Source organism: Streptomyces luteosporeus (assembly GCF_039532865.1).
GTDB classification, from domain to species: Bacteria; Actinomycetota; Actinomycetes; order Streptomycetales; family Streptomycetaceae; genus Streptomyces; species Streptomyces luteosporeus.
Map to the genome: position 1 here is coordinate 304786 of NZ_BAAASL010000007.1, position 13878 is coordinate 318663.

The following is a 13878-nucleotide window of genomic DNA, read 5'->3' on the forward strand; positions in this document are numbered from 1 at the left end:
CCCGCGCGGGGCCGGGGGGATGCCCCGGCCCCGCAAGGTTCGCCCACTCAGCCCGCTCGGCCCGCTCGCCCCGCTCAGGCGTCCTCCGACGCCTCCCGCACCGGCTCCACCAGCACCGTGACGATGCGGTTGCGCCGGCCGGCCGGGGCCTCGGCGGTCAGGCGCAGGCCCTGCAGGGCGGGGTCGATGCCCCGCTCCCCGACGGGGACCTCCGCCGTGGCGCCGGCGATGGGCACCCGGCCCAGGGACTTGGCCAGCAGGCCGCCGACGGTCTCGACGTCCTCGTCGTCCAGGTGTTCCAGGCCGTAGAGCTCGCCGAGGTCGCCGAGGTCGAGGCGGGCGGTGACACGGTAGCGGCCCTCGCCGAGCTCCTCGACGGGCGGCAGCTCCCGGTCGTACTCGTCGGTGATCTCGCCGACGATCTCCTCGAGGATGTCCTCGATGGTGACGATGCCGGCCGTGCCGCCGTACTCGTCGATGACGACGGCGCAGTGGGTGCGCTGCTGCTGCATCTCGCGCAGCAGGTCGCCGGCGTTCTTGGTGTCGGGGACGAAGACGGCCGGCCGCATGGCGGTGGAGACCAGCTCGCTCTCGGCCTCGCGGTTGATGTGCGTCCTGCGGACGAGGTCCTTGAGGTAGACGATGCCGACGACGTCGTCCTCGTTCTCGCCGGTGACCGGTATCCGGGAGAAGCCGGAGCGCAGGGCGAGGGTCAGGGCCTGCCGGATGGTCTTGCCGCGCTCGATGACCACCAGGTCGGTGCGCGGCACCATGACCTCGCGTACGAGGGTGTCGCCGAGCTCGAAGACGGAGTGCACCATGCGGCGCTCCTCGTCCTCGATGAGGGACTCCTTCTCGGCGAGGTCGACCATGGCCCGCAGCTCGGCCTCGGAGGCGAAGGGACCCATGCGGAAGCCCTTGCCGGGGGTGAGCGCGTTGCCCAGGAGGATCAGCAGCCTCGGCACCGGGCCCATGACGCGGGCCAGCGGCAGCAGCACGTACGCGGCGGCCGTGGCGGTGCCGAGGGGGTGCTGGCGGCCGATGGTGCGCGGGGAGACGCCGACGGCGACGTAGGAGACCAGCACCATGACGGCGATGGCGACGGTCAGCGCCTGCCAGGTGGCGTCGAAGGACTCCAGGCAGACGTACGTGACGAAGACGCCCGCCGCCATCTCGCAGGCGACGCGCACCAGCAGGGCGACGTTGAGGTAGCGGGTGGGGTCGGCGGCGACGGCCATGAGCCGGGCGCTGCCGCGCCGCCCGAGCCGGACGGCCTCCTCGGCCCGGAACCGGGTGGTCCGGGCGAGGCCGGCCTCGGCGCAGGCGGCGAGCCAGGCGACGACCAGCAGCAGGACCGCCGCGGCGATCAGGCGGCCGGTCACGTGAACGTGGGCGCCGGGGAGGGTCCCGTCAGGCCGTGCTCGGCGCGCCAGCCGTCGATGATCGCCGCCTGGAGGCCGAACATCTCGGCCTTCTCGTCGGGCTCCTCGTGGTCGTAGCCGAGGAGGTGCAGCACGCCGTGGACGGTCAGCAGCTGCAGCTCCTCGTCCATGGAGTGCCCGGTCGGCGCCTCCTCGCCCTGCTTCTTGGCGACCTCCGGGCACAGGACGATGTCGCCGAGGAGGCCCTGCGGCGGCTCGTCGTCGTCCTTGGCCGGCGGGCGCAGCTCGTCCATCGGGAAGGACATCACGTCCGTGGGGCCGGGCAGGTCCATCCACTGGATGTGCAGCTGTTCCATGGCCTCGGCGTCGACGACGATGACCGAGAGCTCGGAGAGCGGGTGGATGCGCATCCGGTTGAGGGCGTAGCGGGCGACGTCGAGGATCGCCTGCTCGTCGACCTCCGTGCCGGATTCGTTGTTGACGTCGATGGCCATGGGTTTCGCGGTTTACTTTCCGTTGCGGCTGTCGTACTTCTCGTACGCGTCGACAATACGGCCGACGAGCTTGTGCCGGACGACGTCCTGGCTGGTGAGCATGGAGAAGTGCACGTCGGGCACGCCGTCGAGGATCTCGCGCACCTGGCGCAGACCGCTCTTGGTGCCGCCGGGCAGGTCGACCTGGGTGATGTCACCGGTGATGACGATCTTGGAGTCGAAGCCGAGCCGGGTGAGGAACATCTTCATCTGCTCGGGGTTCGTGTTCTGCGCCTCGTCGAGGATGATGAACGCGTCGTTGAGCGTCCGGCCGCGCATGTACGCCAGCGGCGCGACCTCGATCGTCCCGGCGGCCATCAGGCGCGGGATGGAGTCGGGGTCGAGCATGTCGTGCAGCGCGTCGTACAGCGGGCGCAGGTAGGGGTCGATCTTCTCGTAGAGCGTGCCGGGCAGGAAGCCGAGCCGCTCGCCGGCCTCGACGGCGGGGCGGGTGAGGATGATCCGCGTGACCTGCTTGGACTGCAGGGCCTGCACGGCCTTGGCCATGGCCAGGTAGGTCTTGCCGGTGCCGGCGGGGCCGATGCCGAAGACGACGGTGTGCTTGTCGATCGCGTCGACGTAGCGCTTCTGGTTGAGCGTCTTGGGGCGGATGGTGCGGCCGCGGTTGGAGAGGATGTTCTGGGTGAGGACGTCGGACGGGGCCTCGACCGCGGCCCCCGCGTTCTCCTCGCGCAGCATCGAGATCGAGCGTTCCACCGCGTCCTCCGTCAGCGGTGCGCCCGTGCGGAGCACCAGCATCATCTCTGCGAAGAGGCGCTGTACGAGGGCGACTTCCCGCTCGTCCCCGGTAGCGCTGATCTCGTTCCCCCGGACGTGGATGTCCGTCGACGGGAACGCCTTCTCGATCACGCGCAGGAGCGAGTCCCCGGAGCCCAGGACCGTGACCATGGGGTGCTTGGCCGGGACGGTGATGCTCGTGCTCGCCTGCGGTCGTGTGGGTGTCTGAGTCATGGGCCGGCTCTAGGCCTGCTCATCCCTCTCTTTCCTGCATTCCTGTATCCGAAGAACCCTGGAATTCAAGGGTACGACGGCCCGGCCGGCGGGCCGAAGGGCTTTTACCTGCGCCGGAAGCCCAGCGTGGGCACGGCCCGGCGCAGCGGCCAGGGGCGTGGGGCCGCGGGCAGCAGGTCGTCGAGGAAGGCGTAGCGGCGCAGGGTGGCCGCGGACTGGTCGTCGAAGGAGCGCACGTGCTGCCACCAGGCGGCGACCTCCACCCAGCCGGGCGCGGAGAGCGAGCCGCCGAACTCCTGCACCGACAGGGCCGCGGTCAGCCCCGCGAAGGCCAGCCGGTCGGCCAGCGGCCACGCGGCGAGGGTGCCGGTGACGAAGCCGGCCACGAAGACGTCGCCGGCGCCGGTGGGGTCCAGGGCCTCCACGTCGATGGCCGGGACCTCGGCGCTCTCGCCGGTGCGCCCGTCCACGGCGTACGCGCCCCGCTCCCCCATGGTCACCACGGCCAGCGGCACCTTCTCCGCCAGTGCCCGGGCGGCGGCGCGCGGGCAGTCGGTGCGGGTGTAGCGCATGGCCTCCTCGGCGTTGGGCAGGAACGCCTCGCAGTGCTCCAGGCCGTCCAGGTCGGCCGGGTCCCAGCGGCCGGACTCGTCCCAGCCGACGTCGGCGAAGACCCGGCTGCCGGCGCGGGCGGCCCGGGCGATCCACTCCTGCTGCCGCCCCGGTTCCAGCAGGGCCACGCAGGCGCGGGCGGGCGGCGGGCAGCCGGGGGGCTCCTCGGGCGGCGCCTCGTGGCCGTGGGAGACCATCGTGCGCTCGCCCTCGTAGGCCATGGAGACGGTGACCGGGGAGTGCCAGCCGAGGACGGTGCGCGACAGGCCCAGGTCGATGCCCTCGCCGCGCGAGAGCGCCTCCCAGCAGTACTCGCCGTACATGTCGTCGCCGAAGGCGGCCGCGAGCGAGGTGCGCAGGCCCAGCCGGGACAGGGCGGTGGCCATGTTGGCGATGCCGCCTGGGCTGGAGCCCATGCCGCGGGCCCAGGACTCGGTGCCGCGCACGGGGGCGGAGTCCAGACCGGTGAAGATGATGTCGAGGAAGACGGTGCCGGTGAGGTAGACGTCGGTGGCCGGATCGTCCGGGGCGCGGATCCCGGCGAGCGGGTCGAGGACGGGGGCGGCAGGCCGCTCCGGACGGAACTCGTGGGGCCCGGGCACCGTCATGGTCGCTCGCCGCTCCTCTCGGGATGCACGAATGCGGTTCCGCACAGTGTGCCCGATGCTGAGGTACGTTCCGTCCCATGAGGCTGACCATTCTCGGCGGTGGCGGGTTCAGAGTGCCTCTGGTGCACCGCGCGCTGCTGGACGACGCCCGGCGGGACGCGCCCGGCCGCTGCACCGAACTCGTGCTGTACGACACCGACTCCGCCCGCATGGCCGTGATCGCCTCCGTCCTGGGCACCCAGGCCGCGGGCGTGGCCGGCGCCCCCGCGGTACGGCTGGCCGGCAGCCTGGACGAGGCGCTGCGCGGGGCGGACTTCGTCTTCTCCGCGATCCGGGTGGGCGGCACCGCCGGGCGCGTGCTCGACGAGCGGATCCCGCTGGCCGAGGGCGTGTTGGGCCAGGAGACCGTCGGTGCGGGCGGGGTGCTGTACGGGCTGCGGACCGTGCTGGTGGCCATGGACATCGCCGAACGCGTGGCCGCCGTCGCGCCCGACGCCTGGGTCATCAACTTCACCAACCCGGCCGGCATGGTGACCGAGGCGATGTCCGCCGTGCTGGGTGAGCGCGTCATCGGCATCTGCGATTCACCCGTGGGGCTGGTGCGCCGGGCGGCCCGGGCGCTGGGGGTCGAACAGGCCGGTGCGGAGTTCGACTACATCGGCCTGAACCACCTGGGCTGGCTGCGGTCCCTGCGGGTCGGGGGCGAGGACCTGCTGCCGGGTCTGCTGGCCGACGAGGCGGCGCTCGCCACGTTCGAGGAGGGCAAGCTCTTCGGGTCGCGCTGGCTGCGGGCGCTGGGCGCGCTGCCCAACGAATACCTGCACTACTACTACTTCCGCCGCGAGACCTTCGCCTCCCTGCGGGAGGCCCCGCAGACCCGGGGGGAGTTCCTCGACCGCCAGCAGGGCGACTTCTTCGCGCAGGCCACCGCCGAGCCGCACCGCGCGCACGAGCTGTGGCAGCACGCCCGGCTGCAGCGCGAGGAGACGTACATGGCGGAGAGCAGGGCGGCCTCCGGCGGCTGGCAGCGCGATTCCTGCGACCTGGACGGCGGCGGCTACGACCGAGTGGCCCTCGCCCTGATGCGGGCCATCGCCGGCGACGAGAACACCCGCCTGATCCTCAACGTCCCCAACGGCTCGACCGTGCCGGCCCTCGACGCGCACGCCGTCATCGAAACGGTGTGCGACGTCAGCGCGAAGGGCGCGCAGCCCCTGCCGGGCGCCCCCCTGCGCGAGGACCAGCTGGGCCTGATGCTGCAGCTGAAGGCCGTCGAGCGGGCCACGATCGACGCCGCCGTCCACGAGGACCGCGACGCCGCGCTGCGCGCCCTGGCGCTGCACCCGCTCGTCGACTCCCCGGCCGTGGCGGCCCGCATCCTGGAGCGGGCCGGCTTCTGACGCCCCGTCCGTCGCTTCCGTCCGCCGGGATGCGGCTGCACGGGTGACGCCGCCCGCGCAACAAGGTGATTTACGTAAGAGATGCTTCCGGTTCCGGTCAGTTCGGGGCCGATTCCGTCAAGGATTCGCATTGTTCACCCGAGTGAGTCCACCGCTTCACTCACAGTTTCCCCAACGTCTGTGATCGTCCGAGCGCGCAGAGAGAGGGAGCAATGGAATCCATGCGCCACCTGGCCGCCCACCTGGGGCTCGACCTGGTCGCCGTATGCCTGCTGACTTTCGCGATCTACTACCCGCGGCACCGGCGCCGGGACCTCGTACCCGCCTACCTCGCCCTGAACGTCGCGCTGTTCACCGTGGTCGCGGCCCTCGGCGAACTCAGCGGCAACGGCGGCCTGGCGCTCGGCTTCGGGCTCTTCGGCGTGCTGTCCATCATCCGGCTGCGCTCGGACGCCGTGCAGCACGAAGAGGTGGCGTACTACTTCACCACCCTCGTCCTCGGCCTGGTGTGCGGCCTGCCGCACCTCGCCCTGGGCATCGCCGCCGCCATGGCCGCCGTCCTGCTGCTGGTCGTCTACGGCGCCGACCACCCCCGGCTGTACGCCCGTTCCCGCCGCACCCTCGTCACCCTCGACGCCGTCCACGGCGACCCCGCCGCCCTGCGCGCCGACCTCGCCCGGCGGCTCGGCGAACCGCTGGACTGGACGGTCATGGAGGTCGACTACGTCCGCGACCTCATGGTCGTCGACGTCCGCTACCGCGCCCTCGAACCGGGCGCCCCCACCACCCCGCGGCAGGTGACCCCGCAGTCCGCCCCGGCCTGGGAGGCGGCGTGAGCGCACCCGCAACCGTCGCCGGGACCGGGGCTGTGGGTGCCATCGGCACGGCCGCGGCCGCCGCGGCACCCATAACCCTGACGGAGGTCAACGAGCGGGCCGAACTGCTGACGCGCTTCGACCGCAGCTACCTGGTGCCCGCCGAAACGTTCTGCCGCCTGGCCGCCCGCCTCACCGACCCCCGGCGCGCCGGCGGCCCCTTCCGGGCCCTGACCATCGACGGCGTCCGCGCCTTCCGCTACCACTCCGTCTACTACGACACCCCCGGACTGCGCAGCTTCCACGATCACCGCCAGGGACGCCGGCTGCGCTTCAAGATCCGCGAACGGGTGTACGAGGACTCCGGTGAGCGGCAGTTCGAACTCAAGCTCAAGGGCCGGCGCGGCGACACGGTCAAACACCGGCGGCCGATCGGCACCGGCGGCCACCCCCTGGACGCCCCCCACCGCGCCTTCCTCGACACCACCCTGGCCCGGGCCTACGGCTTCCCCGCCCCGGCGACCCTCAGCCCGTCGGTCAGCACCGACTACGTGCGCACGACGCTGGTCGCGGACGGCGAACGCATCACCTGCGACGCGGGGCTCGTGTGCACGGACCTGCGGGGCGGGCGGGTGGTGCGGTGCGACAGCGGGCTGGTGCTCGTCGAGACGAAGAGTGCGGGGCACTTGACGGAGGCGGACCTGTTGCTGCATGCGCACGGGGTGCGGCCGGCGGTCTTCACGAAGTACTGCGCGGCACTGGCGGCCCTGCGGCCCACCCTCCCCGCGAACCGCTGGCGCCGCGCGGCACGAGCCGCATTTGCGGCGGGGTGACGCCGCCGTCTCCCGGGGGGGGTGCTGCCCGGTGGGCCGGTTTGTGCCCACCCGTGCCGCCCTGCGGCACGATTGCCCACAAACCGGCGGGTGCCGAATCCAGCCCGTCCGGCGTTTGAGGACGCCGGGCGGAGCCCGGTCCCGGGGGTGCTAGGGGGCGGCAGCCCCGCTAGGAGACGGGGAGAGGGTGGGGCTGGGGAACAGCCGCCCGCAGGGCCACCCACCCCATTGGGACAAATGCGCGCCATGGGGAACCAGAAGCGGAAAGCCGGACGTGTAACACGCACCGAACAGCCCCCGGCGAGAGGAAGCACCCGCAGTGACGTCCATAACCCGCCGCAACGTCCTCACCCTCGGCGCAGGCGCCACCCTGGCCACCGTCCTGGCCGGCAGCGGAACGGCCCACGCCGCCGGAGGCAACGCCGCGCGCCGCCTCGCCGCATTGGAGCGCGCGCACGGCGCGCGCCTCGGCGTGTACGCCCACAACGTCCGCACCGGCCGCACCGTCGCGCACAGTGCCGACGAGCTGTTCCCGATGTGCTCGACGTTCAAGACGCTCGCCGTCGCCGCCGTGCTGCGCGATCTCGACCGTGACGGCGAGTTCCTGGCCAAGCGGATCCACTACACCGCCCAGGACGTCATCGCCGCGGAGAACTCGAAGATCACCGAGAGGCCGGCGAACATCGCGCACGGCATGACCGTCGAGGAGCTGTGCGCCGCCGCCATCTCCTTCAGCGACAATTGCGCCGCCAATCTGCTGCTGCGCGAGCTCGGCGGCCCGGCGGCCGTCACGCGTTTCGCGCGCTCGCTCGGTGACCGTGTCACGCGTCTCGACCGGTGGGAGCCCGCGCTGAACACCGCCGAGCCGGACCGGGTGACGGACACCACGACCCCGTACGCCATCGGCCGCACGTACGCCCGCCTGGTGCTCGGCGACGCGCTCGCCACCGCGGACCGCAGACGGCTCATGGGCTGGCTGCTGGGCAACACCACGAGCGACAAGCGGTTCCGCAAGGGCATTCCCGCCGGCTGGAGGGTCGCCGACAAGACCGGTGGCGGCAGCTACGGGACGAACAACGACGTCGGTGTCGTCTGGACGCCGCAGGGTGCGCCGGTCGTGATGGCCGTGCTGACGACGCATCCCCGCGACCGGAAGGCGCAGGGCGACGACGAGCTGATCGCGCAGACCGTCGCCGTCCTGGCCGACACCCTCGGCTGACCGCAGCACAGTCAGTCCTCGAAGACCACCACGGACCGCAGCACGTCCCCTTCGTGCATGCGCTCGAACGCCTTCTCGACGTCGCCGAGGCCGATGGTCTCGGTGACGAAGGAGGCGAGGTCGATCCGGCCCTGCAGGTGCAGGTCGATGAGCATGGGGAAGTCGCGGCTGGGCAGGCAGTCGCCGTACCAGGAGGACTTCAGGGCGCCGCCGCGGCCGAAGACGTCGAGGAGCGGCAGCTCCAGCTGCATCTCGGGCGTCGGGACGCCGACGAGGACGACGGTGCCGGCGAGGTCGCGGGCGTAGAAGGCCTGCTTGTAGGTCTCGGGGCGGCCGACGGCGTCGATGACCACGTCGGCGCCGAAGCCGCCGGTGAGCTCGCGGATCGCCTCGACGGGGTCGTTGTCGCGGGAGTTGACCGTGTGGGTGGCGCCCATGCGCCGGGCCCAGTCGAGCTTGCGGTCGTCGATGTCGACGGCGATGATCCGCGCGGCGCCGGCGAGGCGGGCGCCGGCGACGGCGGCGTCGCCGACGCCGCCGCAGCCGATGACGGCGACCGAGTCGCCGCGGCCGACGTTGCCGGTGTTCAGGGCGGCGCCGAAGCCGGCCATGACGCCGCAGCCGAGAAGGCCGGCGACGGCCGGGGAGGCCGCGGGGTCGACCTTGGTGCACTGGCCGGCGGCCACGAGGGTCTTCTCGGCGAAGGCGCCGATGCCGAGGGCGGGGGCGAGCTCGGTGCCGTCGGTCAGCGTCATCTTCTGCCGCGCGTTGTGCGTGGCGAAGCAGTACTGGGAGCGGCCGCGCAGGCAGGCGCGGCACTGGCCGCAGACCGCGCGCCAGTTCAGGACGACGAAGTCGCCGGGGGCGACCTCGGTGACGCCCTCGCCGACGGCCTCCACGATGCCGGCCGCCTCGTGGCCGAGGAGGAAGGGGAAGTCGTCGTTGATGCCGCCCTGCTTGTAGTGCAGGTCGGTGTGGCACACGCCGCACGCCTGGACCTTCACCAGGGCCTCGCCCGGCCCCGGGTCCGGTACGACGATCGTCTCCACGCGCACCGGTTCGTTCCTGCCCGGTGCGACGACCGCTCGTACTTCCTGCGCCATCTCGAGCCCCACCCTTCGTGTCGCTGCTGGTGCTCCCCACGGTACGCCCTCGGACGATCTTCTCCCGGTCTTCTTCGCGCGTAGAGAGCCCTTGACCAGCACAGGTCAAGCGCTTAGCTTCACGGGGAGTTTCCTTGTTACCCAGGAGTCATAACGTGCCGTCCCTCTCCCTGAAGTCCACGCGCGTGCGCGTGGCCGCCGCCACCGCCGCCGCCCTCGTCGCCGGGGCCGGCCTGTACACGGCGGGTGCCGCCAGCGCCGACCACGCGGTGCCGCGTTCGGACAAGGAGATCCCGAACCTCACGCAGGTCCAGGACAAGATCAAGGCGTACTACGGCGACACCGTCGACGCCTCCGGCCAGCACTACGCCTCGCCGGAGAGCAACTACGCCAAGCAGGTGGCCGACATCGAGCGCAAGGCGAAGGCCCAGCTGGAGCGGGTCGTCAAGAACCAGGGCAAGGCGCACGGCGCCAAGAAGCCCGCGATCGTCCTGGACGTGGACGACACCACCCTGCTGACGTACAACTACGAGCTGCAGCAGGGCTTCCACTTCACGCCCGAGTCGCAGGACGCGTACCTGAAGTCCACCGACATGGGCCCGGTCTTCGGCATGCCGCAGCTGGTCAACTGGGCCAAGGACAAGGGCGTCGAGGTCTTCTTCGTCACCGGTCGCGACGAGCACCAGCGCGACTGGAGCGTGCGCAACCTCAAGAACGCCGGCTACAAGCCCGCCGCCGACACCGAGCACTTCTTCCTGAAGAACAAGAAGACCCCGCCGGCCTACCTGGCCTGCGGCGCCAAGTGCACCACGGTCGAGTACAAGTCGGGCACGCGCGCGTACATCGAGTCCAAGGGCTACCGCATCGTCGCCAACTTCGGCGACCAGTTCAGCGACCTGCAGGGCGGTCACGCCGAGCGCACCTACAAGCTGCCGAACCCGATGTACTACCTGCCGTAACTCACCGCCGCTTCGGCACCGGTACGCGCATCAGGTCCCGGGCGACGGTGAGTTCGCCGTCGAAGCCCGCCGCCCGGGCCTGCTGCTCGAAGACCGCCGGGTCCTCGTAGCGCTGCGAGAAGTGCGTGAGCACCAGGTGCCGTACGCCTGCCTGCGCCGCCACCCGTGCGGCCTGGCCTGCCGTCAGGTGGCCGTGCTCGGTGGCCAGGTCCTCGTCCTCGTCGGTGAACGTCGACTCGATGACGAGCATGTCGCAGCCCTCGGCCAGCTCGTGCACGCCCCGGCACAGCCGGGTGTCCATCACGAACGCGAAGCGCTGCCCGCGCCGCACCTCGCTCACCTCGTCCAGCGTCACCCCGCGGACCTCGCCCTCGCGCTGCAGCCGGCCGACGTCCGGCCCGGCGATGCCGTGCTCGGCCAGCCGCTCGGGCAGCATCCGGCGCCCGTCGGGCTCGGTGAGGCGGTAGCCGTAGGACTCGACGGGGTGCGAGAGCCGGCGCGCTTCGAGGGTGTACGAGCCCGTGACGGCGAGCACCGCGCCGGTGCCCGCCACCGGCTCCTCCGCCAGCTCCACCGTCTCGCGGTAGGCGGTGGCGTAGCGCAGCCGCTCGAAGAAGCGCTTGCCGCTGGCCGGGAAGTGCGCGGTGACCGGGTGCGGCACCCGGTCCAGGTTGATGCGCTGGATCACCCCGGCGAGACCGAGCGAGTGGTCGCCGTGGAAGTGGGTGACGCAGATCCGGTTGAGGTCGTGCGCGGCCACCCGGGCGCGCAGCATCTGCCGCTGCGTTCCCTCGCCCGGGTCGAAGAGGATGCCCTCGCCGTCCCAGAGCAGGACGTAGCCGTTGTGGTTGCGGTGCCGGGTGGGCACCTGGCTGGCGGTGCCCAGGACGACCAGTTCGCGTACGGACAAGGGCTTAGCCGGGGGGCCAGTTGAAGCCGCGCCCGCCCAGGACGTGCGCGTGCGCGTGGAAGACGGTCTGCCCGGCGCCCGCGCCGGTGTTGAAGACGATGCGGAAGCCGCTGTCCCCGTTCTCCTGCAGGGCGACCTCGCCGGCCTCGCGCAGCACGTCGGCGGCGATCGCCGGCTCGGCGGCGGCCAGGGACGCGGCGTCCGGGTGGTGCACCTTGGGGATCACCAGGACGTGCACGGGCGCCTGCGGGTTGATGTCGCGGAAGGCGAGCGTCGTGGCCGTCTCCTTGACGACCGTCGCGGGCACCTCCCCCTTGACGATCTTGCAGAACAGGCAGTCCGCCTGCGGTTCTCCCGCCACCGGTGGGCTCCTCCCGGGTCGTCGGCTCCTACGGTGCGGATGTTACCCGCCCGTCCGTACGGCCGCCGCGACCCGGCCGTCACTTGCCCCGGGGCATGGGCGTGCTGCTGCAGCTCGGGGAGGGCGCCGGCACGGTGGGCCCCCGGGTACCACCGCCCTGCGGCGGCGGGGGCTTGGGCACGCCGGGCGGCGGTGCCGTGGGGACGGACGAGGACGGGCCGCCGCCCGCGCCGGTACGGGTGCAGTCGCCGAGCACGCTGACCCGGAAGACCGTCCGGCCGTCCACATTGGCCGTCAGCAGGCCGCGCACGCAGGCGGTGCCGGACACGCCGGTGACGGTGCCGAAGACGATGATCCGCCTGCCCTTGTCCGTACCGCCCTCGCAGTCGATGCCGACGATCGTCACCGGCTGCGGCGAGCCCGCCATGTCCGTGCCGCCGTCCTGGGCCTTGCCCCGGCAGGTCAGCCAGGCCACGGCGACGCCCTCGCGGCCGAGCGTCAGGGACGCCTGGCGCTGGGTGACGGCGGCGACGGTCGCCGCGTCGAGCCCGGCGGCCGGCTCGCAGCCGGCCAGCGCCACCACGGCCGCCGCGGCCAGGCCGGCGGCGCCGAAGCCGGCGCCGTACCGCAGGCGGGGGCGGCGGGGGCGGCCGGGGCCGCCCCACTCCCGTACACGTATGCCACGTATGCGCCTCGACGCACCCATGGCGGAGAGTGTCCCACTGCGAGCGGGGGCCGGGGAAGGACGCCTTGGGGCACAACTGGCGCCTTTGGGGCGGGACTTCGACCCGTAAGGGGCGCGGGACTCTCGGCCAAACACGAATGCGAATGCGTCACACCCGTACGAAGCCGTCCCGCCCGGCGGAGGCGGGTGCCAGTGTCCGTACCGCACAGGTGACTGCACGACTCGACGAAAGCCCGACGGAAGGATCTTTCGTGAGCAAGAGGATCACCACCGCCCTGACCACCCTGCTGGCGACGGCCTCGCTCGCCGGCTCCCTGGCCCTGGCCGCCCCGGCGACCGCGGCACCCTCGACCACCGCCAAGGCCCCGGCGGCCGGTGCGAAGATCAAGGCGAGCCGGACGCTGTACGCGCCGTTCGCCCTCGAACGGGGCCAGTCCGTGAGCTCCGACACGGCGACCCTGGTCATGCAGACCGACGGCAACCTCGTCATCTACGACGAGTTCGGCAGAGCCCGCTGGGCCTCCAACACGGTGAACCAGGGCTGGCGGGCCGTCCTGCAGACGGACGGCAACTTCGTCGTCTACACCCGCTCCGGCCGCGCCGTCTGGGCCTCCAACACCGACCGGCACCCCGGCTCGCGCCTGGTCGTCCAGGACGACGGCAACGTGGTGATCTACGACGGCAGCCAGGCGATCTGGGCGTCCGGCACGAACCACTGAGCACGCACGTACGTCGCCCTCTTCCGCCGCTGCTGGGTGGCGGAAGAGGACGACGCTGCGGCTAGGTGTGCGGGATGACGAAGTTGAATCCGGCGGCGTTGTGGCCATTGCCGTTCGGACACCGGCCCTTTTCCGGGTAGCCCCAGAAGAACATGACGTAGCAGGTGGTGCAGAACCGCCAGTACGCCTGGGCCGAGGGCGTCTCGGCGACGTCGTGCGGGATCACGAAGTTGTAGCCGGCCGCGTAGTGCGACCCGCCGGTCGGACACCAGCCGCCGCTGGGGTAGCCGAAGAAGAAGAGCCCGTAGCACTTGCTGCAGAAGCGCCAGTTGGCCTGGGCGTTGCCCGTCTCGGGGACGTCGTGGGGCAGGACGAAGTTGTAGCCGGCCTGCGTGTGGGCGCCGCCCGCGGCACAGTGCCCGTCGTCGGAGAAGCCCCAGAAGAACATGACGTAGCACTTGGTGCAGAAGCGCCAGTTGCCCTGGGCCGCCGCGCCGGCCTGGCCCTTCGCGCGTGCTGCCGGCGCTGCGGTCACGGACGTCAGGGCGACGGCCGCGGTGAGCCCCGCCAGTGCGCCGAGCCCGCGGGCGGCGAAGGCCCGGCGTCCCAGGGGGGCGGTGGTCGTGGTTCTCGGAAGCTCCATGCGGGTTCCTCCCTTGGGCCGCTGGACCGCTGGACCACGTCATGGGCATGGCAGCAGCGGATGACGGCGGCCGTCAAGGGCTGAGCCGCCGGGGCGGCGCCGTTGTCAGTGGCCCGTGGGAGAG

The 13878-nt window shown here is 72.1% G+C and carries 15 protein-coding genes; 6 read left to right on the forward strand and 9 right to left on the reverse strand.

The features are described from left to right. Positions 1-74: 74 nt before the first annotated feature. The 4 genes from ABD361_RS11655 to ABD361_RS11670 all read right to left on the reverse strand — a co-directional run bounded on the left by ABD361_RS11655 (position 75) and on the right by ABD361_RS11670 (position 4107). Positions 75-1382, reverse strand: coding sequence for a hemolysin family protein (locus tag ABD361_RS11655; protein ID WP_344434917.1), 1308 nt, complete (start codon positions 1380-1382; stop codon positions 75-77). After that, positions 1379-1876, reverse strand: coding sequence for an rRNA maturation RNase YbeY (ybeY, locus tag ABD361_RS11660; RefSeq protein WP_344434919.1), 498 nt, complete (start codon positions 1874-1876; stop codon positions 1379-1381). The genes ABD361_RS11655 and ybeY overlap by 4 nt, the downstream gene beginning before the upstream one ends. Positions 1877-1888: 12 nt before the next feature. Next, on the reverse strand, positions 1889-2887 hold the full coding sequence (locus ABD361_RS11665) for a PhoH family protein (protein ID WP_344434920.1): 999 nt from the start codon (positions 2885-2887) through the stop codon (positions 1889-1891). Positions 2888-2991: 104 nt separating this feature from the next. After that, positions 2992-4107 (reverse strand): PfkB family carbohydrate kinase, encoded by a 1116-nt coding sequence (locus ABD361_RS11670; RefSeq protein ID WP_344434921.1) that lies wholly within the window; start codon positions 4105-4107, stop codon positions 2992-2994. A 77-nt stretch (positions 4108-4184) separates the two neighbouring features. Here ABD361_RS11670 and ABD361_RS11675 point away from each other — a divergent pair, with 77 nt between their 5' ends. The 4 genes from ABD361_RS11675 (at position 4185) to bla (ending at position 8374) form a co-directional block, all read left to right on the forward strand. Then, on the forward strand, positions 4185-5507 hold the full coding sequence (locus tag ABD361_RS11675; protein WP_344434923.1) for a 6-phospho-beta-glucosidase: 1323 nt from the start codon (positions 4185-4187) through the stop codon (positions 5505-5507). Between the two features lie 212 nt (positions 5508-5719). Next, the gene (locus ABD361_RS11680; protein ID WP_344434925.1) at positions 5720-6343 is read left to right on the forward strand and encodes a DUF4956 domain-containing protein; all 624 of its coding nucleotides are present in this window, start codon (positions 5720-5722) and stop codon (positions 6341-6343) included. Continuing rightward, positions 6340-7155, forward strand: coding sequence for a polyphosphate polymerase domain-containing protein (locus tag ABD361_RS11685; protein ID WP_344434926.1), 816 nt, complete (start codon positions 6340-6342; stop codon positions 7153-7155). Before ABD361_RS11680 ends, ABD361_RS11685 begins: the two co-directional genes overlap by 4 nt. A gap of 319 nt (positions 7156-7474) precedes the next feature. Further along, a complete protein-coding gene (bla, locus tag ABD361_RS11690) occupies positions 7475-8374 on the forward strand; it encodes a class A beta-lactamase (protein WP_344434927.1) in 900 nt (299 codons plus the stop codon). 11 nt (positions 8375-8385) lie between these two features. Here bla and ABD361_RS11695 read toward each other — a convergent pair whose 3' ends face one another. Then, positions 8386-9477 (reverse strand): S-(hydroxymethyl)mycothiol dehydrogenase, encoded by a 1092-nt coding sequence (locus ABD361_RS11695; protein ID WP_344434929.1) that lies wholly within the window; start codon positions 9475-9477, stop codon positions 8386-8388. A 155-nt stretch (positions 9478-9632) separates the two neighbouring features. Here ABD361_RS11695 and ABD361_RS11700 point away from each other — a divergent pair, with 155 nt between their 5' ends. Further along, positions 9633-10436 carry an HAD family acid phosphatase gene (locus tag ABD361_RS11700; RefSeq protein WP_344434931.1) on the forward strand — a complete coding sequence of 268 codons (804 nt, stop codon included), beginning with the start codon at positions 9633-9635 and terminating at the stop codon, positions 10434-10436. A 1-nt stretch (position 10437) separates the two neighbouring features. On the opposite strand, the gene ABD361_RS11705 is transcribed toward ABD361_RS11700, so the two are convergent. The 3 genes from ABD361_RS11705 to ABD361_RS11715 form a co-directional block, all read right to left on the reverse strand. Beyond that, positions 10438-11346 (reverse strand): ribonuclease Z, encoded by a 909-nt coding sequence (locus ABD361_RS11705; RefSeq protein ID WP_344434933.1) that lies wholly within the window; start codon positions 11344-11346, stop codon positions 10438-10440. Positions 11347-11350: 4 nt separating this feature from the next. Next, positions 11351-11707: a histidine triad nucleotide-binding protein gene (locus ABD361_RS11710; protein ID WP_344434934.1), complete on the reverse strand. Its 357-nt coding sequence runs from the start codon at positions 11705-11707 to the stop codon at positions 11351-11353. 79 nt (positions 11708-11786) lie between these two features. Further along, the gene (locus ABD361_RS11715) at positions 11787-12413 is read right to left on the reverse strand and encodes a hypothetical protein (RefSeq protein ID WP_344434935.1); all 627 of its coding nucleotides are present in this window, start codon (positions 12411-12413) and stop codon (positions 11787-11789) included. Positions 12414-12643: 230 nt separating this feature from the next. On the opposite strand from ABD361_RS11715, the gene ABD361_RS11720 reads away from it, so the two are divergent. After that, positions 12644-13111, forward strand: a complete 468-nt coding sequence (locus ABD361_RS11720) for a hypothetical protein (protein WP_344434936.1) — start codon at positions 12644-12646, stop codon at positions 13109-13111. A 61-nt stretch (positions 13112-13172) separates the two neighbouring features. Here ABD361_RS11720 and ABD361_RS11725 read toward each other — a convergent pair whose 3' ends face one another. Beyond that, a complete protein-coding gene (locus ABD361_RS11725) occupies positions 13173-13754 on the reverse strand; it encodes a hypothetical protein (RefSeq protein WP_344434937.1) in 582 nt (193 codons plus the stop codon). Between the last annotated feature and the right edge of the window lie 124 nt (positions 13755-13878).

What these genes read in the sequence shown, in the direction of transcription:
- ybeY (WP_344434919.1), bottom strand. Translation starts at nt 1,876, where the DNA reads ATGGCCATCGACGTCAACAACGAATCCGGCACGGAGGTCGACGAGCAG.
- ABD361_RS11665 (WP_344434920.1), bottom strand. Translation starts at nt 2,887, where the DNA reads ATGACTCAGACACCCACACGACCGCAGGCGAGCACGAGCATCACCGTC.
- ABD361_RS11670 (WP_344434921.1), bottom strand. Translation starts at nt 4,107, where the DNA reads ATGACGGTGCCCGGGCCCCACGAGTTCCGTCCGGAGCGGCCTGCCGCC.
- ABD361_RS11675 (WP_344434923.1), top strand. Translation starts at nt 4,185, where the DNA reads ATGAGGCTGACCATTCTCGGCGGTGGCGGGTTCAGAGTGCCTCTGGTG.
- ABD361_RS11680 (WP_344434925.1), top strand. Translation starts at nt 5,720, where the DNA reads ATGGAATCCATGCGCCACCTGGCCGCCCACCTGGGGCTCGACCTGGTC.
- ABD361_RS11695 (WP_344434929.1), bottom strand. Translation starts at nt 9,477, where the DNA reads ATGGCGCAGGAAGTACGAGCGGTCGTCGCACCGGGCAGGAACGAACCG.
- ABD361_RS11715 (WP_344434935.1), bottom strand. Translation starts at nt 12,413, where the DNA reads ATGGGTGCGTCGAGGCGCATACGTGGCATACGTGTACGGGAGTGGGGC.
- ABD361_RS11725 (WP_344434937.1), bottom strand. Translation starts at nt 13,754, where the DNA reads ATGGAGCTTCCGAGAACCACGACCACCGCCCCCCTGGGACGCCGGGCC.